Origin of the sequence: Mucilaginibacter terrenus, from assembly GCF_003432065.1 — a bacterium.
GTDB lineage: Bacteria > Bacteroidota > Bacteroidia > Sphingobacteriales > Sphingobacteriaceae > Mucilaginibacter > Mucilaginibacter terrenus.
The window spans coordinates 1,682,897-1,707,336 of record NZ_QWDE01000001.1 but is presented as its reverse complement, the minus strand read 5'-3'; the positions used below and the strand labels follow the sequence as shown (position 1 = coordinate 1,707,336).

At 44.0% G+C, this 24,440-nt stretch carries 27 protein-coding genes; 6 read left to right on the top strand and 21 right to left on the bottom strand.

Going from position 1 to position 24,440, the window contains the following annotated elements:
* Positions 1 to 76: 76 nt before the first annotated feature.
* Both DYU05_RS07550 and DYU05_RS07545 read right to left on the bottom strand, forming a co-directional pair.
* Positions 77 to 481, bottom strand: a complete 405-nt coding sequence (locus tag DYU05_RS07550; protein WP_117382341.1) for a DUF1761 domain-containing protein — start codon at positions 479 to 481, stop codon at positions 77 to 79.
* A 59-nt stretch (positions 482 to 540) separates the two neighbouring features.
* Positions 541 to 3,258, bottom strand: coding sequence for a carboxypeptidase regulatory-like domain-containing protein (locus tag DYU05_RS07545; RefSeq protein WP_117382340.1), 2,718 nt, complete (start codon positions 3,256 to 3,258; stop codon positions 541 to 543).
* Between the two features lie 101 nt (positions 3,259 to 3,359).
* On the opposite strand from DYU05_RS07545, the gene DYU05_RS07540 reads away from it, so the two are divergent.
* Positions 3,360 to 3,842 (top strand): CYTH domain-containing protein, encoded by a 483-nt coding sequence (locus DYU05_RS07540; RefSeq protein ID WP_117382339.1) that lies wholly within the window; start codon positions 3,360 to 3,362, stop codon positions 3,840 to 3,842.
* A 299-nt stretch (positions 3,843 to 4,141) separates the two neighbouring features.
* On the opposite strand, the gene DYU05_RS07535 is transcribed toward DYU05_RS07540, so the two are convergent.
* Together DYU05_RS07535 and DYU05_RS07530 are read right to left on the bottom strand one after the other, a co-directional pair.
* Positions 4,142 to 4,354 carry a hypothetical protein gene (locus DYU05_RS07535; protein ID WP_117382338.1) on the bottom strand — a complete coding sequence of 71 codons (213 nt, stop codon included), beginning with the start codon at positions 4,352 to 4,354 and terminating at the stop codon, positions 4,142 to 4,144.
* A 130-nt stretch (positions 4,355 to 4,484) separates the two neighbouring features.
* Complete coding sequence (locus DYU05_RS07530; RefSeq protein WP_117382337.1) at positions 4,485 to 5,051, bottom strand: GNAT family N-acetyltransferase; 567 nt, start codon at positions 5,049 to 5,051, stop codon at positions 4,485 to 4,487.
* 96 nt (positions 5,052 to 5,147) lie between these two features.
* Between DYU05_RS07530 and DYU05_RS07525 the strand changes: the two genes are divergently transcribed.
* The gene (locus DYU05_RS07525; protein WP_133300194.1) at positions 5,148 to 5,642 is read left to right on the top strand and encodes a hypothetical protein; all 495 of its coding nucleotides are present in this window, start codon (positions 5,148 to 5,150) and stop codon (positions 5,640 to 5,642) included.
* A 63-nt stretch (positions 5,643 to 5,705) separates the two neighbouring features.
* Here DYU05_RS07525 and DYU05_RS07520 read toward each other — a convergent pair whose 3' ends face one another.
* The 7 genes from DYU05_RS07520 to DYU05_RS21070 form a co-directional block, all read right to left on the bottom strand.
* On the bottom strand, positions 5,706 to 5,897 hold the full coding sequence (locus DYU05_RS07520; protein ID WP_117382335.1) for a hypothetical protein: 192 nt from the start codon (positions 5,895 to 5,897) through the stop codon (positions 5,706 to 5,708).
* Positions 5,898 to 5,960: 63 nt separating this feature from the next.
* Positions 5,961 to 6,152, bottom strand: a complete 192-nt coding sequence (locus tag DYU05_RS07515; RefSeq protein WP_117382335.1) for a hypothetical protein — start codon at positions 6,150 to 6,152, stop codon at positions 5,961 to 5,963.
* A 70-nt stretch (positions 6,153 to 6,222) separates the two neighbouring features.
* Positions 6,223 to 6,414 carry a hypothetical protein gene (locus tag DYU05_RS07510; protein ID WP_117382334.1) on the bottom strand — a complete coding sequence of 64 codons (192 nt, stop codon included), beginning with the start codon at positions 6,412 to 6,414 and terminating at the stop codon, positions 6,223 to 6,225.
* A 59-nt stretch (positions 6,415 to 6,473) separates the two neighbouring features.
* A complete protein-coding gene (locus tag DYU05_RS07505; protein WP_117382333.1) occupies positions 6,474 to 6,665 on the bottom strand; it encodes a hypothetical protein in 192 nt (63 codons plus the stop codon).
* Positions 6,666 to 6,735: 70 nt separating this feature from the next.
* Positions 6,736 to 6,927 carry a hypothetical protein gene (locus DYU05_RS07500; RefSeq protein ID WP_117382332.1) on the bottom strand — a complete coding sequence of 64 codons (192 nt, stop codon included), beginning with the start codon at positions 6,925 to 6,927 and terminating at the stop codon, positions 6,736 to 6,738.
* A 47-nt stretch (positions 6,928 to 6,974) separates the two neighbouring features.
* Positions 6,975 to 7,115: a hypothetical protein gene (locus DYU05_RS21075; RefSeq protein ID WP_165852021.1), complete on the bottom strand. Its 141-nt coding sequence runs from the start codon at positions 7,113 to 7,115 to the stop codon at positions 6,975 to 6,977.
* A 35-nt stretch (positions 7,116 to 7,150) separates the two neighbouring features.
* Entirely contained in the window at positions 7,151 to 7,291 is a 141-nt protein-coding gene (locus DYU05_RS21070) for a hypothetical protein (protein WP_165852020.1), read from the bottom strand.
* A gap of 318 nt (positions 7,292 to 7,609) precedes the next feature.
* Between DYU05_RS21070 and DYU05_RS07495 the strand changes: the two genes are divergently transcribed.
* Positions 7,610 to 9,046 (top strand): tetratricopeptide repeat protein, encoded by a 1,437-nt coding sequence (locus tag DYU05_RS07495; protein ID WP_117382331.1) that lies wholly within the window; start codon positions 7,610 to 7,612, stop codon positions 9,044 to 9,046.
* Between the two features lie 2 nt (positions 9,047 to 9,048).
* Here DYU05_RS07495 and DYU05_RS07490 read toward each other — a convergent pair whose 3' ends face one another.
* From DYU05_RS07490 to DYU05_RS07465, 6 genes are all read right to left on the bottom strand, one after another.
* Positions 9,049 to 9,339, bottom strand: a complete 291-nt coding sequence (locus DYU05_RS07490) for a hypothetical protein (RefSeq protein ID WP_133300193.1) — start codon at positions 9,337 to 9,339, stop codon at positions 9,049 to 9,051.
* Between the two features lie 221 nt (positions 9,340 to 9,560).
* Positions 9,561 to 9,932: a helix-turn-helix domain-containing protein gene (locus DYU05_RS07485; protein WP_235853970.1), complete on the bottom strand. Its 372-nt coding sequence runs from the start codon at positions 9,930 to 9,932 to the stop codon at positions 9,561 to 9,563.
* A 155-nt stretch (positions 9,933 to 10,087) separates the two neighbouring features.
* A complete protein-coding gene (locus tag DYU05_RS07480) occupies positions 10,088 to 12,382 on the bottom strand; it encodes an ATP-dependent helicase (RefSeq protein ID WP_117382329.1) in 2,295 nt (764 codons plus the stop codon).
* 72 nt (positions 12,383 to 12,454) lie between these two features.
* On the bottom strand, positions 12,455 to 14,635 hold the full coding sequence (locus DYU05_RS07475) for a TonB-dependent receptor (protein WP_117382328.1): 2,181 nt from the start codon (positions 14,633 to 14,635) through the stop codon (positions 12,455 to 12,457).
* 55 nt (positions 14,636 to 14,690) lie between these two features.
* Entirely contained in the window at positions 14,691 to 15,005 is a 315-nt protein-coding gene (locus tag DYU05_RS07470; RefSeq protein ID WP_165852019.1) for a DUF6660 family protein, read from the bottom strand.
* Between the two features lie 95 nt (positions 15,006 to 15,100).
* Positions 15,101 to 16,204, bottom strand: a complete 1,104-nt coding sequence (locus tag DYU05_RS07465) for a WD40/YVTN/BNR-like repeat-containing protein (protein ID WP_117382326.1) — start codon at positions 16,202 to 16,204, stop codon at positions 15,101 to 15,103.
* A gap of 147 nt (positions 16,205 to 16,351) precedes the next feature.
* Here DYU05_RS07465 and DYU05_RS07460 point away from each other — a divergent pair, with 147 nt between their 5' ends.
* On the top strand, positions 16,352 to 17,254 hold the full coding sequence (locus tag DYU05_RS07460; RefSeq protein ID WP_117382325.1) for a winged helix-turn-helix domain-containing protein: 903 nt from the start codon (positions 16,352 to 16,354) through the stop codon (positions 17,252 to 17,254).
* Between the two features lie 5 nt (positions 17,255 to 17,259).
* Here DYU05_RS07460 and DYU05_RS07455 read toward each other — a convergent pair whose 3' ends face one another.
* Positions 17,260 to 17,670, bottom strand: a complete 411-nt coding sequence (locus DYU05_RS07455; RefSeq protein WP_205771816.1) for a hypothetical protein — start codon at positions 17,668 to 17,670, stop codon at positions 17,260 to 17,262.
* A 143-nt stretch (positions 17,671 to 17,813) separates the two neighbouring features.
* Here DYU05_RS07455 and DYU05_RS07450 point away from each other — a divergent pair, with 143 nt between their 5' ends.
* Together DYU05_RS07450 and DYU05_RS07445 are read left to right on the top strand one after the other, a co-directional pair.
* Positions 17,814 to 19,832 carry a thioredoxin domain-containing protein gene (locus tag DYU05_RS07450; RefSeq protein WP_117382324.1) on the top strand — a complete coding sequence of 673 codons (2,019 nt, stop codon included), beginning with the start codon at positions 17,814 to 17,816 and terminating at the stop codon, positions 19,830 to 19,832.
* 89 nt (positions 19,833 to 19,921) lie between these two features.
* Entirely contained in the window at positions 19,922 to 20,422 is a 501-nt protein-coding gene (locus DYU05_RS07445) for an FKBP-type peptidyl-prolyl cis-trans isomerase (protein WP_117382323.1), read from the top strand.
* Positions 20,423 to 20,463: 41 nt separating this feature from the next.
* Here DYU05_RS07445 and DYU05_RS07440 read toward each other — a convergent pair whose 3' ends face one another.
* From DYU05_RS07440 to DYU05_RS07430, 3 genes are read right to left on the bottom strand one after another with little or no spacing between them, the layout of a single operon-like run.
* The gene (locus tag DYU05_RS07440) at positions 20,464 to 21,174 is read right to left on the bottom strand and encodes a toxin-antitoxin system YwqK family antitoxin (protein WP_133300191.1); all 711 of its coding nucleotides are present in this window, start codon (positions 21,172 to 21,174) and stop codon (positions 20,464 to 20,466) included.
* Complete coding sequence (locus DYU05_RS07435) at positions 21,167 to 21,592, bottom strand: PH domain-containing protein (protein WP_117382321.1); 426 nt, start codon at positions 21,590 to 21,592, stop codon at positions 21,167 to 21,169. The genes DYU05_RS07440 and DYU05_RS07435 overlap by 8 nt, the downstream gene beginning before the upstream one ends.
* 26 nt (positions 21,593 to 21,618) lie before the next feature.
* The gene (locus DYU05_RS07430) at positions 21,619 to 24,402 is read right to left on the bottom strand and encodes a TonB-dependent receptor (protein WP_117382320.1); all 2,784 of its coding nucleotides are present in this window, start codon (positions 24,400 to 24,402) and stop codon (positions 21,619 to 21,621) included.
* Positions 24,403 to 24,440 lie beyond the last annotated feature (38 nt).

The window sequence follows — 24,440 nt, the reverse complement described above, 5'->3', positions numbered from 1 at the left end:
GTTATTTAATTTATCAAATAAGTAACGTGGGACTGGTGACATTGTTCATAATACAACGCCATAGATGTGTCATATACTATCGCCAAACGCCAATTATAAATCCCATTACAGTTAGTGAAACGACGCTGTATCCGCCGTTGATAAAAATCAGCCTCCATGATTTTAGTTCGAAAAGGCTGTGTATCGCTATGGCAGCAAAGGTCCATACTCCCGCTAAGAAGCCTGCGGTAGCACCCCAGCTTGCATCGGTTTTTGCATCGGCCAAAAACATGGCCAGGTTAGCGGCCATCAAGAGTGAGAAAAAGGCTGTAAACCCAAAGATCCTGATCTTGTTGGAGGCTTGGAGTTGTTCGGTATTTAAATTGTTGTCTGATTGCCAAGCGTTAGCAAACAGGAGAGGTGAATACCATAAGCCTCCAATCAAAAAGGCTGATAAAGCAGCTATGATAATAGCTGGCCAGTGTACGAGCGACATATTCATAATTAACTAGGTTTTAAGTGATAATAAAACTAATCAATTATGGGCAAGTAATGCAAACGCTATTTAACAGTGTATCTATATACGTACCGCCCCAGGTTGCCATCAGCATCCATGCCTTCTATAGTTGCCTTGTAAGTTCCCCTGCCATCTGCATTGTAGAATTCCACAAAAGTAGCGCCGGTTGTTTTATCCGTTACCACCTTAGGGTTCCAGTAAATGGTAGTACGTAGGTCACCACCAAGATTGCCTGTTTTAATAACATCATACTTAGGAGAGTAGAACTCCCGGTTAATGGCGTAGCCCAGCGGCATTATGGTAAGTATATTTGGAGGCGGTATTAACTCCTGTAATTGTGCAAATGATACTTTAGTGCCTTTCTCTTTCTTTTTCAGCGTTATTTCTACAAGGCCGGCAGTGCCGTACTGCGCGTCAATGCCGCTAACGCCAGTATTTTTAAACACCTCAATGTTATCAACTTCCGCAACAGAAACTGTACTTAGTGAGGTGAAATCTACCGGCATCCCGTTTAGAAAGACTTGCATAGGTTTTTTGTCGCTGTTGTAATTACGAGCAAGATAAATTATGTTGTTATCGACCGTTACCCCAAGCAGCATGGATGGTAAGCAGGTCATCAAGTTATTACATCCTTTAAGTCTGCTACCATCAACAGTTTGGTCGGCGAGTGCTGGTAAGCCGGTTAAAGCGGGAAAATTTGAGTGACTCGCAGGCTTTATAACAGTAGATTTAATCACTACTTCTTTCAAAATGTGCAGGTTATCGTACCTGCGTTTACTGTTTTGCAGATAGTCTTTAAATGTACTGTCGATATTTACCACCTCATCTCCTGTCATGTTATTTTTTGATGGGTACTGGTAAGTTTCATCATTCGCAGTTACAACCAGGTTCCTGCTTGGTGTGTTGGATGCACGGCCAGTAATAATAACTTTAGAGGAATCGGCGAAGTTTAATTTGGAGAAGCGGAAATTGCCGACCATATCGGTCACCGACTCTGCAAAAAAGTTCTTAGAAGGTACCTGTAGTTTTACATACCCTTTGGAGATGGTCATGCCGGTACTATTACGTAAAACTCCGCTTACCTCAAGCCCGTTTTGTTCTGGAAGTATAGTGATGTTAGGTGCCTTTCCTGCAATTATATTTCGGTAAGAAATGCGCCTGTAACCTTGAGTAAGCATTAATATGTCCAGGTTATCTGCTGCAGCTGCATCTTTGCCAAAATAGTAGTTAGGCTTTTCTATATAGCCTTTAAGGTCTGATGTAAGCAGCAGGCTTGTTAAGATTGTAGTTTCAGAGCTCTCATCAAACGGTACCTTGGTTTCGTCTATTACCGATATTGAAAAGTTGCCGGCTACCGGTAAGGTTTTGTTTTTAGCGGATACTGCCAACCTGACCTTTTGACGCGTGGTATAGCTTTTTGCGGCTGAAGTTAGCGATAAATTAAGTGCATCATTATGCTGCATGAAAACAACACGTTCTGAAAGCGCTACACCATGATCAGTTAATAGAGTAAGTTGTACTAATCCGGTCGGGAATTTGCTTTTAGGGATTGCTGCGCTGTAAATGGCGCTTGTTAACGACGTTTGTGCTGCGAAGAAAACAGCGCCCCCGCTTTGTGCAATTATATAGTAGACCTTGCCTTGGTTGGCTTGAAAATAGGTGCTGTTTGCCGAAATTTTTATTGTAAGGTTCTCAGGATCGTTGTTATAAGCTGACAGGTTTATTCCTGAAGTACGGATGCGGGGCATGTCGTAGCTGCCTTTATTACCGTCGGTGTAGGTGACGTTGGCCTTATAAGTTTTACCCTCTTCGGGTGTAAAGGCGAAGAAACCCATTCCCAAATGCGCTGAGGTGATTGTAGCTACCACAGTTCCGGTGTTGTCTGTAACGTCGCCTTTCACATCAGTACCTGTGCCATTGTTGTTAATCGCTTTAAATGCCACCTTAGAACGTACACCGGTAATAAGTTCGCCGCCTTCCGGAAAGAACTGAATATCGTTACCACCAACAAAGTTCTTAAGTGGGAAACTGCTGGTCACCGCTTTGCGGTTGCCCATATCTATCACCGTAACCAGCGTTCCGTTTTTTATGGGTCCGGCGCTGCCGGTAAATTCAGCTGTTAGTATCCCATTTGCATCAGTGGTGCCTTTGCCTTTGCTTATCTCTTCGCCGTTTGATACTACCGTCCAGGTTACTTTTTTATTGGACAGTAATGTGTTGCTCTGCTCTTTATAGGTTATAGCTGCGTTAACCTTGGTTGCGCCGCCGTTTACTGTAGATTTAAATGAAGCGTTTGTAGCTACCTCGTTTTGCACGGCATTGCCTATTACTACATTCTTATTAAAAAAGTACTCGGGTTCATAGTTGCGCATGTAAGCTGTGTAGGCTCTTAAATGATAATTTCCCTGTCGGAAATCGGCAGGTAGCAGTGGCAGGCTGCCGCTTGCTACACCATTAACTATCGGGAGTTTAAGTAACCTGCTGATAGAATCCTGGCCGTTTGCAATATCTACGTACACTACATTGCTTATTTGTGTTGGCAGGTGATTATCCATAGTTACATATGCCTTAAACCAAATAGTATCTCCTGCGGCATAGTAGGGCTTATCCAGATGAAGATAAACTTTCTCGAAAGGGTAGGTGGCTATCTGTTTTGAAGTTTTGGTAACTATCGTATTTAAACTTACTGTATCGCGCTGTGCTAAAGCAGGCAGGCAAAACGCGGTCAGCAGAAGAAATAATGCGTATCTTTTTAAATTCATCGTAAAATAAGTGTACCGGGCTAAGATAAACATTTAGCTTTATGGGCTGTTTAATATGCAGGGGTTTTAACACTTTATAACATTATTGTTAGATAAATAGTATGGGTATCGAAATAGAAAGAAAGTTTTTGGTTGACCATGCAAAATGGCAGGCAATTAGCAAACCCGAAGGCAGGTTGTTTAAGCAGGGCTATATATTAAGTGATGACCACCGGGTCGTGCGCATCCGTGTGACGGATACAGTTGCTTACCTTACCCTTAAAGGCAGCACCACGGGTATTACCCGCAGCGAATACGAGTATGAAATACCAATTGCTGATGGTAATGAGATACTTAATGACCTCACCGTATCTAAGATAGAGAAGACCCGTTACGAAATAGAGGTTGGCGGCAACACGTGGGAGGTAGATGTGTTTACCGGCGATAACGCGGGACTGATTGTGGCGGAAATAGAACTAAACAGCGAAGACCAGCAGTTTGAAAAGCCCGACTGGGTGCTGCAGGAAGTAAGTACTGATAACCGATACCATAACTCTAACCTGGCGGTTACACCTTACAAAAACTGGGGCGGAGTGAGCATCTGATTTTTACTCCAACTGTTCAAAAGTGTTCAGCTTTTTTTGTGCCGGTGCAATTTTAGCGCAATTTGAACACCTGCAGAAAACCTTCAGAAATAGCCCTTAACAGCATCAAAATGACTGTTTTTGTATTATTTTGTGTGCAGTAGCCTTTAAAAATCGCACTAATTCACATTGTAATTTTCAGCTTTTTTTGGAATGTGGAGTTTTTTTACAGGTATAAAGCGGCTGATTTTTAATTCCATAAAAAAAGGAGCGGTTACCAAGGCAACCGCTCCTTTTTTCCTTTTTACAGGAAGTATTATTTACCAGCCGCTACCTTTTTTAGCGTTGCCGTTTTTGATGTGCTCTTCGGCAGTGGCTTTACCCATTATAGCAGCCATTTTGTTGCCTTCGGCATCTTTGCCGGTTGCAATATATCTGCCAGACTTAATATCGATAACCGGATCGATCATAGGTACATTTTTAGTCTTTGTTTTTACCGAATAGGCCGTAATGCCTCCTGATTTTGCTGCCATGATGTGTAATGTTTTTTTTAGTGTAACTGTATTGTTTATAAATTGTTTTTAGAAGCCTGCGTTAAGTTGTGATAAGCACAGCATTAGGTTTGCAGCCGGCAAGATATGTATTTCTAATTAACTAACAAATTTAATACGGGCTCGTATAATTTGTTACGACCAGCGAGTAGACTGCAGAATCGAGGAATTTACCATCAAAGTAATGGTTCTCTCTATAGTAGGCTTCCCGTACAAAACCGTTGCGCTCCAGCAGTTTTATAGAGGCTTGGTTGTCCGGGTCAACGTTAGCTTCAATGGAGTGTAAGCCCATATCATTAAAGCCGTAGGCTATAACAGCTGCAATAGCTTCCTGCATAAGTCCTTTGCCCTGGTGGCTTGCAGCCAGCATATAACCAATTTCTGCACGGTAGTTGTGTTTTTCTATGCGCCAAAGGCAAATATTTCCAATCGCTTCATTATCAGCATGCTCTGTTATCATCCAGTTAATACTTTCATTTGCCGCCTGGTTGCTTTTTATTACCTCCACCCAGGCATTTGCCTCATCGCGGCCGGTCATCAAAGGCCTGCCAATGTACTGCATCATCTGTGGGTCGGACCGTACGCTGAGCACATGCTCAGCATCCGCAAGCTCAATGTCACGAAGCAACAGGCGGTTGGTTTTTAGTGTTGGGAAGGGTGTGAAATTAGTTACAAGCATGGCGAATTGATTAACCCGAATATAGCTTTAAACCAAAAAGAAAAAGAACTATTTAAGCATATACTTGTAGTATATCCAACTTAAATGTTACACAACATGAGACGATACGTAATAATATTAGCAGCTGCCATGGCCTCATGCGCAGGAAACAAAAGCGAAAAAAATGCAGACAGCCTTGCTACCGACAGCGGGAAAGGGGACACTTCTTACGCCGCGAAGCTAAATACGCCGGCGCAAAACATGGAGTATTGTTTTTTACGCACTGAAGGAACGGAGAACCAGGATACCACTGCTGTTCACCTGATAATAAACGGGAATAAAGTAAGCGGCGAATTAAACTGGTTGCCAAAAGAAAAAGACAGGCGAAAGGGTACTTTGCTGGGCACACTAAACGGTAATAAAATTGATGCCGTATGGAGCTTTATGCAGGAAGGCCAAAAGGATACCATGGCCGTTCAGTTTAAGCTTTCATCACAAAGCCTTGGCCAAAAGCCATACGTTACAGACACCAAAACGGGCAGACAGCAAACGGACAGCCGTGCAGGTTATACGCTGAACTACAACCTGGATAACTGTACCAAAGGCAAATAAACAACTCCGGTGTCAGGCCAATGTGCTTGGCACCATTTCAAATGTATGCGATCAGCCCTCTGGTTAGTCGGCTGTGCCCACGTCTTTTCTTGTATCTGCAGTACCTACATCTTTTCTGGTGTCAGCAGTTCCAACGTCTTTTCTGGTAGAGGTGGTCTTCTTAGTGATAGTGTCGCGGTGAGCGGGAACAATGGTGAATGCAGATACGATGCCGGTTGTTAATACTAATGCTGCTGCTATAATGGTCTTTTTCATGTTTTTAATACTTTGATTTAATTCTTGACTCTTGATTCTTGCCTCTTAACTTAGGTTTTATGCTTAGTCCGCTGTGCCTACGTCTTTTCTTGTGTCTGCTGTACCTACATCTTTCCTGGTGTCGGCAGTTCCGACGTCTTTTCTTGTGGAGGTTGTTTTCTTAGTGATGGTATCGCGGTGAGCGGGAACGATGGTGAATGCCGATACGATACCTGTTGTTAATACTAATGCTGCTGCTATGATGGTCTTTTTCATGTTTTTAATACTTTGATTTAATTCTTAATTCTTGACTCTTGATTCTTGCCTCTTAACTTAGGTTTTATGCTTAGTCCGCCGTGCCTACGTCTTTTCTTGTATCTGCAGTACCTACATCTTTCCTGGTGTCCGCAGTTCCTACGTCTTTTCTTGTAGAGGTGGTCTTCTTATTGATGGTATCGCGGTGAGCGGGAACGATGGTGAATGCCGATACGATACCTGTTGTTAATACTAATGCTGCTGCTATAATGGTCTTTTTCATGATTCTTGATTTTGATTTTCTATGATTACTGATGATTTACTTTTCTACCTGTTACTTAATTAATCAGCAGTGCCTACGTCTTTTCTTGTGTCCGCTGTACCAACATCTTTCCTGGTGTCGGCAGTTCCAACGTCTTTTCTTGTAGAGGTGGTCTTTTTAGTGATTGTGTCGCGGTGAGCGGGAGCGATGGTGAATGCTGATACGATACCGGTTGTTAATACTAATGCTGCTGCTATGATGGTCTTTTTCATGTTTTTAATACTTTGATTTAATTCTTAATTCTTAATTCTTGACTCTTGCCTCTTGACTTAGGTTTTATGCTTAGTCCGCCGTGCCTACGTCTTTTCTTGTATCTGCAGTACCTACATCTTTCCTGGTGTCCGCAGTTCCTACGTCTTTTCTTGTAGAGGTGGTCTTCTTAGTGATGGTGTCGCGTTGGGCAGGGATAACGGTGAATGCCGAGATAACGCCGGTGGTAAATACTAGTGCTGCCGCGATAATTGTCTTTTTCATTGTTTTATTATTGAATTGCTTTTATAGAGTTTATTATTTTCTTTTTATTAATCAGCCGTGCCTACGTCTTTTCTAAAGGGGCTGGTGTTTTGCTCAATAACTGAGGCCGTTTTTGCCGTAAGTTGTTTTTTGCAGGAAACAACTGTTGCCGACACTAATACAAGGGCTGCTATTATAATTTTTTTCATATTGATGTATTTAATTCGTTATAATTTATGGATGATCAATCTGCTGTGCCTACATCTTTGCGGAGGCCTACGCCAGCTTTAAGAGTAACCTTGACTACCTTTATATCTGTTCGCTGCATACAGGAAGCCAGTATACCTGTCAAAACAATAAATGTCGTAAGGCGGATTTTTTTCATAGGGTTTTGTACGTGTAATATCATTGACAGATACTTTTAATTATCAACAACCAGTATGCTTTGTTAATAAAAGCACATCCCTAGCGATGTGCAATTTTCAAAAGGTAGATTGATGTTTTGTAAATTTGCCAAACAATAACCTTAGGTGACACTAAGTTGTTGTTTTACAGTAATTTAACAGTTCAAATATACTTATGTTTTTTAATTAACAGTAAATATTGTCGAAAAAGTTAAGCACATTTTTTTGAAATTTTACTTTAACCTGTTTACTTGTCATAATATTCCTAACTTTCCACTAAAATCAACATACAGAGGCCGATGATCAAAGTTTATTTACTGGGTATATTCTTGTTTTTAGGTTCGGCTGCTCGTGCTAATGGTAGCGCCGAATTAAACAACAACGATACCACCGAAGTAGTTAAGCTAAATAAGCTGGCTTATGCCAACCGGTTAACCAGCCCACAGCAAACGGTGTCTTACGCCTCCCGTGCTTTGGGGATAGCAAAAGATATTAAGTATACCCGCGGCATAGGCGAGTCTTTCCGGATAAGGGGTATTGGTAACTACTATCTTAACCAATCAAGGCAGGCTATTGACGACTACCTTAACGCTCTTGATTTTTTTAAGCAAGCCAATGATATCCGCAGCGAGGCCAAGGTGTATAACAACATAGGTAACTTATACCTGGATAATAATTACGGCATGGCGCTCGATTATCTTAATAAATCACTTGGGGTAGCACGGCAGCTAAAAGATGAGCAATTAATAGCTTCAACATACCTTAACATAGGCAACGTTTACTATCGTAAAAAAAGCTTTAACCAGGCGCTTAACTTTTATAACAAGAGTAACGAACTTTTTATTAAAACAAAGGATACCGTAAACATTGTACAGGCCGAACAGAACAGGGGGGTAATTTACTTCGCGCTTAACCAGCTTGATACGGCCGAGAACCTGTTACTCTCGGCCAACAAGGCAGCCAAACAGATGGACCTTAACAAGCTTGTGGCCAGCACAAACCTTACACTTGCATCATTATACATTGCCAAAGGGAAATTTAATGATGCCGAAAGGATAATGCAGGAAGGGCTTGCCTATTCTAAGCAGGTTGAGGACGAAAAGCTGGCATCTGATTATAACTGGACGATTTACCAGCTGGAACTAAAGCGGAAGAACTACGAGCGAGCGCTTAAATACCTGCAAATGATTTTTAAGCAGGACAGTACTATTCATATCTCCAACGAGTCGACCCAGATAAACATCATACAAGAACAATTTAAGGTACAGGCAGAGCAGCGGGATAAAGACTTGATTATACAGCGGCAGCAAAACGACCGTATAAAGTTTTGGGCGGTAACCATAGTAGCCGGCCTGCTGCTGGTAGTAATTGCTTTGCTGGTGAGCAACGTAAAGCGCAAAGCAGCTACCAACGCTAAGCTTACAGACCTGAACGGGGAAGTATCTCGGCAAAAAGATAACCTGGACAGGATAAACCACCACCTGGAAGAGATTATAGATGAGCGCACCAAAGATCTCCAGCTGAAAAATAAAAAGCTGTCCGACTACTCCAGCTACCTATCTCACCAGATAAGGGGGCCAATAGCAACATTGCGCGGACTAATGAATCTGGAAAAAGAAGGACTGGTTGATCAGGAAGAATGTATACGGATGATGGACAAATGCGTATCAGACATTGATCAGAAAATTATTGAAATGAGCGACATGCTTAATGATACCAGCAACCCCATGGCATAATCTTAAGCAGCCGGTAAATGGGTATGAATTTGCGCTTCCAGTAATCCGAGGTATACACAATAATGAGATATCATCTGCAGGATGTGTAACTGCCTGTGGCGCTCGTACCCCTCGGTTTCAAAGGCAAGCTTTTCATCACCGGCGGTAACAAAAAACCTCACTTCTCCCTTACGCGGTTTAAATCTTGCTTTTAGCAAGTTAAAAGCCTTTACTTTAAGCTTATTACTAGGATCATGAATAGTACCATCCTTCTGCACGTCAGCGTTTGAAATAGATATCATGTAAGTCGACATAAACTCTCCGTTTTGATTACGTCGTTTACCTTACAATTATATTTCCAAAACCAGTTTGTTTAAGATATTTAACACATTAAGTTTTATAACTTAACATTTAAAGCGTTAAATTTCACCTTGCGCAATATTTTTACGATAGGTTAAACTATATTAAGTAATGCGAAAAATTGAGATGTCCACAAAAAAAGTAAGTGTTGCTTTTACTAAACAACACCCACTTTTTATAAGCTGCCGTTCTTGCTTAATAGCTCTTCATAAAGCAGTATCACCTTGCGCTGCAGGCTGGTAATCTCTGTCTCTCTGTCAAATAACTTCTTTTGAACAAGAGTAAGGCTGTGGTCTTGTGTGGTTGGTTCCTCAACATATTCAAGCGATAGCAGGTTTACTACACTCACTTCAAAAATATTGGCGATTTGTTCCAGACGAGATAAATTGATGTCGGTAACTCCGGTTTCAATTTTTGAGAACGCAGGAATAGAAATACCTAAACGGTTAGCTACATCTTCCTGGCTCCAGCCGCGTTCGTGGCGAAGCGTACGGATGTTCTTACCAGCCGATTTGTTGGTTTTCTTTTTAATTGATTCGCTCATCATGTACATAATAAATTAATTATAGGAAAAGGGTATCAAATACTATCCAAACCCAGTGCCATATTCATATATGTGCATTTGACTGCTGTATTAAGGCATAGTTAATTGTTGATGAAAAAAAAGTGTGGAATTACTTCTACAAGAAACGGGAATAAGTGTTACTCATTCCCGTTTACGATGCTCAGTTTAGCAAATTTAAGCAGCAGTTGTTTCTGCCCTATGTCTTTAAAAAAGATGGTTGCTTTTATATCGGGCTTGTTGCCTTCCAGGCTAATAACTTTGCCAAATCCAAAACGTTCATGTTCTACCTGCATGCCTACCTGCAGGTTAGATGTGTCAGACGGTTTAAAGCCGGGTGATGGCACGTGTGCCTTAGCCAGTATGGATGTTGTTTTAGCGGCTGACGGTGCGGTAGCAACCTTTGGCCGTGAAAATGTATCGGGTTTGCTATCGGCTTTACGGCTCCAGGCGGTACGTTCGTCATCAAAAAACGAACTTGTTGCCGGTTTAGCCGATTTTTCCAGATCAAGGAACTTGGCGTCTATCTCGTCCAGAAAGCGGCTTGGCTCGCAGTTAATGAGTGTGCCAAATTTAAAACGAGAAGTAGCGTAGCTGATGCTTAGCTTACGCTCAGCACGGGTTACGGCTACGTAGAACAAACGGCGCTCTTCCTCCAGGTCTGACCTTGAATTGAGTGACATTTGCGACGGGAACAGATTTTCCTCTAAACCAACTACATATACCTGCGGGAACTCCAATCCTTTTGACGAGTGGATGGTCATGAGCGAAACAGTATCGGCGTTGGGGTTCTTGTCGTTGTCGTCATTGGTAAGCAGCGCAACGTCCTGCATGAAAATATCCAGGCCTTTTTCCTCAATGTCCTCACGTTCCGAAAACTCCTTTATACCGTTTAACAACTCCTGTATGTTTTCGTAGCGGTTAAGCCCTTCTACAGATTTATCCTCGTACAAGTCCTTAAGCAAGCCCGAGTGCTGGGCAATATGCAAGGCAGCTTCATAGGCGCTCTGATTTTTGGTGATCACCTGGAAACTCTGAATCATGGTGGCAAAGTTCACCAGCGACGCAGGTGCTTTCTCCACGTAACGGTTAGCCTGCAGTATGATCTCAAAAGGGGTAAGCTGGTGTTTGTCTGCCGCTACTATCACCCTGTCTACAGTTGTATCGCCAATACCACGTTTAGGGTAGTTGATAACGCGTTTTAACGCTTCTTCATCGTTAGGGTTAAAGGTGAGCCTGAAATAGGCGATAAGGTCCTTTATTTCTTTACGCTGATAGAAGGAGAGGCCGCCATAAATTTTATACGGGATGTTAAGCTTTCTAAGCGCCTCTTCCATAGAGCGGGACTGCGCGTTAGTACGGTACAATATAGCGAAGTCGTGCCACTTCATACTGTAGTTGCTACGGTCCTGCATAATGGCTTCTGCCACCATCTTGCCTTCCTCGTTGTCGCTGAAGGCGCGCATTACTTTTATTTTGTCGCCTGTCTCTTTTTCGGAGAAAACGTTCTTCTTAAGCTGATCCTTATTATTGGCGATAATGCTGTTGGCAACGTTAACAATATTTTGAGTAGAGCGGTAGTTCTGCTCCAGCTTAAACACCTTCAGATCAGGGTAATCCTTCTCAAAGTTGAGGATGTTCTGGATGTTTGCACCACGGAAAGCATATATACTCTGCGCGTCGTCGCCTACCACGCAGATATTTTCGCGCACCGCAGCAAGGCGTTTCACGATCAGGTACTGAGAAAAATTGGTATCCTGATACTCATCCACCATCAGGTATTTAAACTTTTGCTGGTATTTGTGCAGTACATCGGGGTGGTTCTTCAGTAACTCGTTCGTCTTGAACAGAAGGTCGTCAAAGTCCATCGCCCCTGCACGGAAACAACGCTGCGCATAGGTTTGGTAAATAACACCAAGCTTGCCGCGGCCGCTGGAATGGTCATCTGCCTGAATCTGATCGTTCTGCTGGTATTCCTGCCAGCCTACCAGGTTGTTTTTAGCGGCAGAGATGCGGTTATATACAAAATTTGCATTATACAGTTTATCATCCAGGCTCATTTCTTTAAGTATCGCGCGGATTACACTCTTGCTGTCGTCGGTATCGTAAATGGTAAAGTTGTTAGGGTAGCCAATCTTCTCTGCTTCAACGCGCAATAACTTGGCAAACACCGAGTGGAAGGTACCCATCCAAATGTTCTTGGCTTCGGGCCCGCATATGTGGTTGATACGCTCGCGCATTTCCTTTGCGGCCTTGTTCGTAAACGTAAGCACCAGTATGTTAAACGAATCTACCCCGCTACGTATAAGGTGAGCCACACGGTAGGTAATAACACGCGTTTTGCCGGAGCCGGCACCTGCAATAATCATTACCGGGCCTTCAATTTGCAGTACTGCGGCTTTTTGTTCGGGGTTTAGCCCTTTTAAATAATCCAAATCCTGTCCTCTTTTCTAAAGTTGCGAAATTAGCTAATTGCGCCGAAAGGTTAAAGGTAACACCCCTGATGTTTAAAGTTTAATTTTTATACCACCGTTCACAACAAAGCCATCCAGCGGGGCATAGATGTCGTTAAAGGTTGGGTTAGTGATGCTGCCGGTGTATATGCTGCCAAACTTCGTTTGCCGGGTATCTGTGAGGTTCTCAAAGTTTATAAAAAGCGAGAACCGCTTCCACATCTTTTCAGCCATCAGGCCGGTGGTCCAGTAGGCACGACCGGTTGTACCATTGTTAAGTTTTTGCGGACTAAAGTAATAGGCTTCCAGCCCGATCTTCAGGAGGTCTTCTATTTCATAAATAAGCACATTGTTCAACCGGTGTTTGGAAACAAGGGGATAGGTGCTAATGGTATTGCCCGTGTGCTGACTAACATCAGCATAAGTGTAACCAATAAACAGCTTAAAATCTTTATAGGAGAGCTTAACATTTGTTTCTATCCCTTTGGTGTTCAAATCTCCGGGCGGCTGCTGGTATTGCAGGTTGCCGTTAGACAGGGCGGTCAGCAGGATAGGCTGTTCTATTCGGGTGTAAAAGAACAATTGGTTAATGCTAAGTCCAACCTGATTGTCAAACAGGCCGGTACGGTAGTTTATATCATAATTAGCGCCATAAGAACGTTCTGCTTTGGTGTTTGCAACATCTACAGGCAGCACATTGCGGAACTGTATGCGTTCAGCGTCTTCTGTAAACACCGTTGGTGCCTTGTAGCCCAAACCGCCACCCAGCCGTGTAGATAACTTATCGCTGATGTTCCACAAGGCCGATATCCGCGGTAGTACAAACCAGCCGTAACGGTTATGATGGTCGGCGCGAAGGCCGGTCTCCAATATCACTTTCCGGCTGATATCCCATGTATTTTGCACAAAACCACCCACCGTTACGTAATTATAACTTCTTAAAGGGAAGTCGCTGCTGCGGGTTTCGCTAAAATTCTCAGTCAGATAGTTCAGTCCCGAGATCCACTCGCTTTTGGCCCCCTTGTAGGAGTAATTGGCTTCGCTGTAGGTAGAGATTTGTTTCCCTGCGAACCGGTAATCGGGTAATGTTATTGTTCGGTCGAAGTAGCTCAGGCTATTCTTTACAATTATACTGCTGTTGTTGTCCAACCTATGTTGTAAGGTTGCCTGAGTGCTGTACCTGCCGGTTTTATTGTTTTCAAAGTAAGTGTGCTGCGCGTCGCCATCGCCGCGGATGAAGTGCAGGTCGCCGCCGATGCGTTTCTCAATTGTGCTGTTGACCCCGATAGACAGATCTGTACGATGCGATAAATAAAGGAACAGCTTCGGGTTTAGCGTAAACCGGTCGAATTTGGGGATGGCGGTAAGATCGATACCGGCAGGATCATACGGTGAGCCATGATTATAGGCGGCATAAACTGTAGCACCAGTCTTATTGAACTTTTCGGCGTAAAAGCTGCTCACATCCAGTCCGCCGGCAGATGTTCCGTTCAGCAGAAAGTTAAGCTGCCTTTTGTCTGAAGGGCTTTTAGACACCAGATTTACCAGGCCGGCTATCGCGCCGCCGCCGTAAAGGGTAGAGGAGGAGCCTTTTATCACCTCGACCTGTTTAAGATCCAGCGGGGCTATTTGTAACAGGCCCAAGCCTCCCGAAAAGCCAGAATATAGCGGGAAACCATCGCGAATGATCTGCGTGTACTTGCCGTCTAAGCCTTGTATACGTATGCTGGAGTTGCCTGTTGTAACAGATGTTTGCTGTGTTTGTATCCCGGTGCTTTCGGCAAGCATCATGCGGATGTCGCCGGGCTTCATATTGCCTTTTTCGTCTATTTCTTCCCCTGCAATCATTTCTACCCGGGTAGGGATGTTGGCAATGGTTCGGCTGCTACGTGTGGCGCTTACCCGCACTTCTTCCAGTTCTTCACCTTCATCTTCAGTCTCGAGTAATACCAGTATAGGCTGTGTTTGCTGTACCGGGAAAACAAGGGTGTCTGTACGGGTTTTATAACCAACATAACGGTACTGCAGCACCTGTTTGCCGTTCGGGATATTGGTCAAGATAATCAGTCCGGCGGTGTCTGCTGCCGCTGCTTTTGTACTGTTTAGTAATGTTGCGGTGGCGCCAATAAGCGGCAGGTTTGTTTTAGCGTCTTTAATAACTGCCTTAAAGGTATTTTGAGAAACTGCGGTGACAGCAAATAATAGCGCCGGCACCAGCATGAACATTTTTTTCATGAAGAGGATTTATAAGTTAGCAATGTGATTGCCGCAGAGCGGCATTAACGTACGGCTAACTTATTTTTGGCGGCTGCCAGATGGATTGCGCTACCTCTTTTAAAATTGGCTGCCGATAGGCAGAGGAATGTTCTACAGGTTCTTCGCGGGCGATAGTTGCCGTATAAAACACTGCATTATTTACCACAAAACCTGCACAGCTTCCGCAAGAGAAAAAGGGCGAGCAGCCCTGGCAGCCTTTTTCCTTTGGCAGGCTTTTGCCTGCAAGTTCTTTTTGCAGGGGTGCTGTTTCCATGCAGTTGTCGCTGCAGCATGGCCTTACAGCCAGCATCAGCACATATAACAACAGCAGAATGGCAAATGATCTCACATGGCAAATATAGTGAGAATGCAGATAGTATATTGTATGCTGACGCTACCTACTTGCGCCAGCATACTTATACTTATCATTACGGAACTTGATTTTTAACATCCTTTATTAGGTATCACGTAGATCACGTTACCGGCAACAGATAAGTTGAAGCCAGTATTACCTATAGCAGGAAAGCTTAGTTTATGCCAGGTTTTACCCATGTCGGCTGACCGGAATAAACCATTTGCGCAACCACATATCAAATATTTACCCATCTGTTTTACCGACAAAATATCCGATGAGGATTTAAGCAAGCCTATTTTTTTCATTAGTAAACCACTCCAGGATGGTTTCAGTTCTTCGCCTATGGCTTTCCATGTTTTTCCGCTGTCTAAAGAGATGTGCAGGCTGTTGGTCTGAGTTATGGTGTTGTACACTATCGCAGCAAATCCGCCGTCTATACGCTCTACAGCGATGCCGAGGCCGCCCTCACTAAGTACAGGCTCCCAATTTTCTCCTTCATTAGTAGATCTTAATATTCCATTTTTGCTGGTGGTCAGGAGTACCCCATCCGATTCTACTATCTGCATTCTTCCGTCTCCAACATGCACTTGTTTCCAGGTTTTCCCATTGTTAGTTGATCTGAAAAGGCTGTTGCTCGAGCCAACGAGAACTGTGCCTGCCGCAGTTTCAAAAACGGTTCTTACTTCTTTCTCCTTATAATTCTTGTACATCCAATCTTCTGTTTTGTCAATGCTTGTGGCTTGCTCCTGAAAATTGGTATAAATGGGTGACCAACTATTTGTTCCTTCCGGTTTTTGTAAAAACTGGCCCCGTAAATCATAGGCGAGCATCCCATTTTTGCCAGGGATGATGTTACGTTGGTTACCCGGAAACATTTCTTTCGCCCAGAATGGCGTGGCGGACTTTGGATCACTGCGATAAAATCCATTGCCAGCACGTAAATACAGCCCCAGGTCATCTGCAAATAAACCACCTCTCCACACACCTTCTCTCTGCAAATTCTCAGGCAATCCGTTACTAATGTCCTGCCATGTTTGTCCGCCATCAGCAGATTTAAAAATGATGTTTGCAATCGACAATGATTTGCCCTCTTTTGTAGGTGCCTTTTTTACTTCCTTATCTGTAAGTACAAAAGAATTTAGTAGAAATACTCCCAGGAAGATAGCCGGAATAAATAACAATAATCTTTTCATTTGATGAGTTTTAAGTAGAGTTTATGTTCAGAATTAGTTTTCTGATCCTGTCAGAGTTGGTGCAACAAAAATACTTTGATGTATTTAGGCATGAGGAACTTAGATTGTAAATAAAATTGTAAACTTTGTAAATAAATTCTTGACGCTATGGCTGATAGCCGAAACCTGCTCTCCGGGAAACTTAACTACGTCTTTGCAGCGATAACGCTTTTGCTGATCTCGACAATCTGCGTGGCCTTTGGTATGGCGCAGGGCGATGACTTTGACCTGGCAAGGAGAGAGATTTTGCTCCGCAGGATTGGGCATGAGTTGCTGTTACAATCAGGTGATAGTACATCGAGAGTGCTACCTGTTAAGAAAATAGCAAATAACGAGTACCAGATAAGTTTTGAGAAAGATTTTACTTTTCTGCCGGATTCACTGGTAAATACTACCAGGCGGTTGTTGGCCAAAGACCCGCTTGCAGGTGATTATGTTGTTAACGTACTTAATAGCGGCGGTGCTGGCATAACCTACGGTTATGCTGTTTCTGAAAATAAGAAATATGATATTGTGGCCTGTATCGGCAGGAAGCAACCCAAAGCGTATTACACAATCAATATAAAATTTAAACCGGGTGCTATAATCACGGTAAGAAATAAAATCCTGCTGGGTGGCCTGCCGTTTTTGGCACTGGTGGGATTTGTTTTATTTAGATATGGCAAGCCACCAAAGGCTTTAACAGAGGTGCAGTATACCAACACGTTAACCTTGGGGCAAGGATTGTTCGACGCAAAAAACCGTAAGCTCTTTGTTAACGGAAACACAACAGAGCTTACCGGGACAGAAACCCGTTTGCTGCGAATTTTCGCTTTGGCTCCTAACGAGATAATAGAAAGAAGCAGGCTGCAAAAGGAAATATGGGAGGATGAAGGCGTTATTGTTGGGCGCAGCCTGGATATGTTCATCTCAAAACTCAGAAAGAAGCTGGAAGCTGATGCAACTGTTAAAATTATTGTTGTACGCAGCAAAGGGTACAAGCTGGATGTTAACCAGCCAGCGCAGATATAACTTAATTAGTTTGCAGTAAGTATAAGCTGTTTTCTCACCGCCTGCCATATTATCCAGCCGAAAGGTATTAGCCATATTACATCGTTCCAAACATTTACCCACAAAAATACGGGCGTAAGCTTACCTGCCCATATGTAGTACAACGAACCTACCGGCCCTAACAACTTTCCTATCCACCCCACGAGTATAAGCGGCCAATAAGTATTAGGATCACGTGAGGCAAAATAGTAAGCAATGCCATACACACCCACCAGCATGCCAATGCAGCGGATCAGGATCAGCAGAAAATCAGTAGGTGGGTTGCCAAAAAGCATGATCTGCGGCCATGCCGATATAACAATGCCCCAAACAATATTGTAAATAGCAGCTAGAAACATGATAATGCGGGCCCGTTTCAGGCGATCCGAAGCTTTCATAGTTATAGAATTAACGCTCAAAGTTAAGATTATTATAATTGAACTTTCAAAATAAATTGAAATATACCGCGCATGAATGTTAGCATTTTGTTTTTTTTACAACTATAATTGCCACCGTTTGTCATACCACAAAGTACTACCGCATGAATCGTCTCGCCAATTCCACTTCTCCATATCTATTGCAGCACGCCAATAACCCTGTAGACTGGTATCCCTGGGGACCTGAAGCACTGCGAAAAGCTAAAGAAGAAAATAAGCTGATACTCGTAAGCATTGGGTATTCCGCTTGCCACTGGTGCCATGTTATGGAACACGAAAGCTTTGAGGACGAAGGTGTTGCCGCTGTTATGAACGAACATTTTGTTTGTATAAAGGTTGACAGGGAGGAGCGCCCCGATGTAGACCAGATTTACATGAGCGCGGTGCAACTAATGACGGGTCGGGGCGGTTGGCCACTTAACTGTATCTGCCTGCCAGATCAGCGCCCAATTTACGGCGGTACATACTTCCGTAAGAACGATTGGGTAAGCCTGCTGTTTAACCTGGCCGATTTTTACAACACCAAGCCCGATGAGGCAGAGGAGTACGCGGTAAAACTTACCGAGGGCATAAACCAATATGAATCTGTAGCCTTTGTGCATGAACAGGCAGAATACAGCCGTGCAGACCTGGAGCCAATAATGAAGACCTGGCGCAGGTATATAGATAATAAGGAAGGTGGTTTTGGCGGAGCGCCTAAATTCCCGATGCCTAACAACTGGATATTCCTGATGCGGTATGCGCATTTGCTTAAGGACGATGATATAGCTGCATCAGTACAGCTTACACTTAAAAAGATGGCGTATGGTGGCATATATGACCACATAGGCGGCGGGTTTGCACGCTATGCGGTAGATGGTGTATGGCATGTGCCGCATTTTGAGAAGATGATGTATGATAACGGGCAACTGCTCAGCCTTTACTCGGAAGCTTACACCTGGAAACGTGATCAGCTGTATGAAACCATTGCCGATGAGATAATCACTTTTGTGGAACGTGAGCTTACGTCACCTGAATATGGTTTTTACTCGGCGCTGGATGCAGATAGTGAAGGCAAAGAAGGAAAGTATTACATTTTCACTAAAGCTGAACTTCAACAGATATTGGATGGTGACACCGAACTATTTTGCATTTATTACAATGTAACCGATGAAGGTAACTGGGAAGAAGAGCACTCTAACGTATTTTTCCGGCGAGACGACGACGAAGAACTTGCTCAAAAGCTGGGCATAGCGGCAGATGAGCTTCGCGGAAGGATCAACCTCGCCCGCCAGAAGGTTTTTGATGCGCGTGATAAACGCATAAGGCCAGGTTTGGACAACAAAATACTGGCAAGTTGGAACGGGCTGATGCTGAAAGGCCTCTGTGATGCTTATAGGGCGTTTGGCAATGTGGGCTACCTTGATCTGGCGCTGCGCAACGCGGAGTTCATCACAACTAATTTATTGTCGGGCGATAAGTTGCTGCGGGTTTTTAAAGAACCGGTATTGCTGCCAAACGGCGACCATGAGCCAATTGCAACCTTTTTAGACGATTACGCTAACGTTACCGAAGCCTTGATAGCCCTTTATGAGGTTACCTTTAACGAGCAATGGCTGCAAACGGCCAAAGGCATTGCAGACTACGCTATACTGCACTACTATGATAAACAAACCGGCATATTCTATTACACAGCAGACGATGACCAGCACCTTATTGCCCGTAAGTATGAGATAATGGATGGGGTGATACCATCATCTAACTCGGTAATGGCGCGTAACCTACGTAAATTGGCGCTGTTTTTTGATGAGGAAAGCTATCACGAGATAGCCGCCCAAATGCTGCGGAACATAGTACCACATCTTGCAAAATACGGCACAGCTTACCCGAACTGGACAACGCTGCTTGCTGAGGAGATATTGGGAACTTACGAAGTGGCTATTACAGGGCAGGATGCAGGGCAACTGCGCGCGGAGTTCGAGAGCTATTATGTCCCAAATAAGATCATTTTAGGAGGTGATGCAGCAACTTTATCGTTGCTGGCGGATAAGCCCGGCAATGTATCTAAGATATATGTATGCAGGGATAGGGTTTGCAGCTTACCGGCAGACAATGTGGCAGATTCGTTAAAACAAATTGAATAATAAACGTTTATTATTAAGCTGGTAATAAAACGGCCTTAGTTTTGCAGGCAATGTTTTTTACACATTATTAAACGAGCAAATAAATTCTCATGAAAATAGAACCACAGCACGTAGTATCATTAACCTACGATCTTTACACCAAACAAGAGGACGGCAGCGAAGGCCTTGTAGAAAGCGCAACCCAGGAGCAGCCGCTTACCTTTTTATTCGGCGCAGGCCAAATGATACCAAAGTTTGAAGAAAATTTGAGCACCCTGTCCACTGGCGATAGCTACGATTTTCATATACAGGCAGCAGAAGCATACGGCGAATTTGACGAAGAAGCCGTAGCTAACCTTCCAAAAGAAATGTTTAACGGTTCCGACCTGCCCCAGATAGGCGAGGTGCTGCCGTTACAGGATAACAATGGCAACCGTTTCCAGGGCCAGGTAGTATCAGTAACCGAAGATTCGGTAATTGTAGACCTGAACCACCCAATGGCCGGACAGGACCTGCATTTTAAAGGCGAGATCATTAATGTTCGCCCGGCAACACCGGAAGAACTGTCCCATGGCCACGCGCACGGCCCGGATGGTCACCACAGCCACTAACAAAAACGATAAAGGCCCGCTGTATAGCGGGCCTTCTTATTCTACTCATTATCGAAATCGAGGTGACCATCGTCGGTAATGTACGCCTTGATCATGATGCGACATGATATGCCTTCTCCGTTTAAAGTGGCTGGCGTAAATACCATATCAGCAGGGTCGGGCAGGTGCGTATTCATATTTATAACGCGTTCAAAATTTGGCGCCACCAGGTGAACCTTGTAGTCTGCCAGTCGTCCGTAAGGGCTTACCAGTAATTCTACCACTGCCGAGAAGATGTTTTTGTTGATGTCACTCAAGTCTCTCGGTAGGGTAAATAGTCTTAAATAGGGTATGTATCCGTAATACCTGCCGCCTATCTTTATTGGTTTGGTCACCTTAGCAGTTGAGTCAAGGTCACGGTCTACAAAATACCTTAGCGCGGAGGTGATATCCTCCCTTCCCTCAAATTTTAATTCCTTGTTGTCGTAATCATAAGTTTCTATAAGCCGGCCTTTGCTGTCAAAAAAACGCCATATGCCAACCCGCACGTTTTTGTTATACATGCCCGAAGCTACAGGTGTACTCTTTTTGTACAGTGCCTGGTAAAGGCCATGCATTATGTTCTTATTTTCTTTATAGGTTTGGTACACTTCTGTAACCGAATCGGTTAGCCGGTTTTTACGTTGAGTAAGCTCCTGTGCATGGCCGCTGGCCGCGTTCAACAGTAGAACCAACATCAGCGGCAAATAACATTTATATAGTTTATTAAGCATGTTTATTAACGTATTCTATTAATGGATTATAGTCTTTCAACAAGCGAATAAATTCGGCTTTGTTTTCCGGGGAAATAACTATCGAGTCAAATTTGTTGTAAAATATTTCCAGCCGGTCTAGTGATAAAGCAGGAGCGCTGAAAATGGTCCTGGTATCTTCTATTTTTTTAATTGCCGCTATCTCTATAATCTTGTTATGAAACAGCCCGCTCTTAACCTGTAAGGATGTATCGCTAACAGCATACCAGGTGTCAAAAAAAGCCGGCAGAAAAATGGCACAGATAACGGTCAGCATTACGGCAAGCGCAATGTATTCACCGGTATACAGGTAAATGCCTCCTATAGCAACCATAATTATTAAAGGGATGTAAATTACAAATCCTCTTTTAGACGGAAATACCCTGCGCTGGTTTAACATGGTGCTAATATAATGAAAGCAGGCTGTTACTGACCGCCACCGCGCCGGCCACCGCCAAAGTTTCGTCGTCCTCCACCGCCGTTACCACGCCCGCGCTGGCTGCCGGCAAATTTTTGCAGTCTCAACGTAAACGTGAGCATAAAATACCTGCCCAACCTGTTGGTACGTGTATCAATAATCTGGTTGCCTGCTACACTGCGGCTTACGCCTGTATTTTGGTTAAACAAGTCGAACGCCTGGAAACGCAGAGAACCTATATGGCTTTTCAAAAACTGGTACTCTACATAAGTACTTAGCAGGGTAGGGTTGGCCTTTACGGTGCTGCTGAAGCCGTTGTTTATAGTTTGGGTAAGATTATAACCCAATACCCAGTCATTAAAGAAGTAGTTGCGGCCATCTAGTCCCAGCGTCCAGGTACGGGCATTGGTGTTTATAGAAGACGGCAAACTGTACTTAGTGGTGTTTACGCTGTAATTACCACTTATCTCCGTATCCATCAGGCTGTCAATATCAATCCTTAGCCGGGCGCCCTGGTTAAATACCCAGTTCTTACCCACATTACGCTCGTCCTCTATAAAAGAAACATTGTTGCTAAAACTTGCTCCGCCGTTAAGTGTCACTGTGAACTTTCGGTTAGCAAACGGTTTTGAGAACGCGTAATTGCCATTGGCTGAGTAAAAGCCATCGGTATTCAAATAGCGCGTTTCCTGTGCTGTATTGTTGCGGGTGCCTATAGCACTGCTGTCCAGCGTTACCGGCCGCGTATTGGCTACTATTTTATCCTGCGTAGAAGTAAAAGACAAGTTAGTAAACAAGGAGTTTCCGCTGGCAATGTCAAACTGGTTGTAGCGCAGGCTGATATTGTTGCTGAACTCCGGCTTCAGATCCGGGTTGCCGTAGACGCGATTTTGGGGGTTAGAAAAATCCGGTTGTAACTGCAGCTGTGTAAAACTTGGCTGGTTGTTACTTCCGGTGTAGTTAACTGCAAGCGAGTGGTTGCGTGAAAAGTTGTAGATGAATCTTGCTGTAGGTATATAGTTAAAGGTATGTGTACTGGTGCTGAAATTTTTCGACTGCCCGTTTAACTCAGTTGGCTGTACTGCCAGGCCGAGAGTGTAGTTGTATTTGGCCTTTACACCACGCAGGTTCAATCCAAAACGGTTAGTGATGAACTGATAGTTATATAAAGTGCTTAACGAATCGGTAAAGGTTTGCACGCCGGTAAGCGGATCAATGTTGAAGTTGTCACGTTCATTATCAGTATTGCTGCGGTTATAAGCATAATTTGCTTCCAAAAAATTACCGGCGACCAGCGGCTCTGTATAGGATAACGACACCCCAACCCGGGACGAGCTGTTGTTAGTATTTATTTGCTGATACAGCGGCGTTACAACGGTGTCCTGCCGGGTGGTGTACTGATCGTTTAGGTCCTGTGTGTTTTTTGAATAGTTAAGATTGGTATTGATGCTAAAGTTGCGCCCTTTCTTGCGGAACTTATGATTGTACAGCACGCTCACACCGCCGCTGGGAGATGTTGCGTTGGTAAGTGCAAGTTCGTTACCGGTTACAAGTGAATTGTTGCGGGTGTTGCTAAAGACATCCGAGGTGTTATCGTTTGATGAATTGTACGAAAAGCTAGGGTTTACCTTCAGGTAGTTGAGTGTATCTATGCGGTACTCGATGTTGAAGTCGAATCGGTGGTTAAGGTTATGTGTTTTGCTTTCGCTATTATCATTATTGATGATGGTACCCGATTGAAAGAGGTTTTGTTGCTGCGATGTAGTAGTTGCCAGCTTATCACGGTCGGCAAAACTGTAGCTGCCATAAGCAGTTATTTTCTTGCCCCATTCGTTGCGGTAGTTGAATCCCAGCGAGCGGTTTGTGGTGATACCATTAGCGGTACTTACCCCGCCGGAAGCGCCGGCGTTGCCTCCGCCACGTCCACCGCGCCCGCCACCACCTCCACCTGATCCAAGGTTAAAAGCGTTGGCATTGGTATTATTTATAGTACCAATAAGTGACAGTTGCTCATCTTCCTTAAAGGCATTTGCCGATGCACGTACAACATACCGGTCATCGTTACCTATCCCGGCGGTACCCTGGCCAAACTTGCCCGTACGTTTCCCTTTTTGTATAGTGATGTTTAATATCTTTTCAGGATCGCCCGTTTTAATGCCTGTAAGGTTAGCCTGGTCGCCGTAGTCATCAATCACCTGTATGTTCTCCACGATATCTGCCGGAAGGTTTTGCGTAGCGGTTTGTACATCCCCGCTAAAGTAATTTTTGCCGTTTACCCGCACCTTGGTAACTTGTTTCCCATGTGCAGTTACGTTGCCGTCCTTGTCTACTGATACGCCGGGCAACTTTTTTAACAAATCCTCAACCGGCGAGCCTTCCCGCACTTTGTAGGCAGCGGCTTTGTATTCAACAGTGTCTTCTTTTATGGTGATAGGGTTTATGGCCGTAACATTAACCGTGTTCAGCATGTTGGTTGCCATTATCAACCTTATGGGCTCCAAACGTATAGCGCCGGTATTATCATCCATAGCGTACCGCCTTGAGAACGCCTGGTAACCTAGCCCGCTTACCGTTATTTTAAAGTTTTTAGAAAATACAGCGCCAAAGACAAACGCACCCTTAATATCGCTCGCCACCACCACGCTGTCTTTCTCTGATGTGAGCTTCACCGTCATCCCCGGCACGGCACCTACGCTATCTACTAAAGATCCGCTAACAGATCTTGGCTGTTGGGCAGACACTTTTGCAGCAATAAATAATAATAACAACAAGGGGGCTAAACGTTTGATCATGATAAAGCAATTAACTCATCACATGACCATTAATGCGC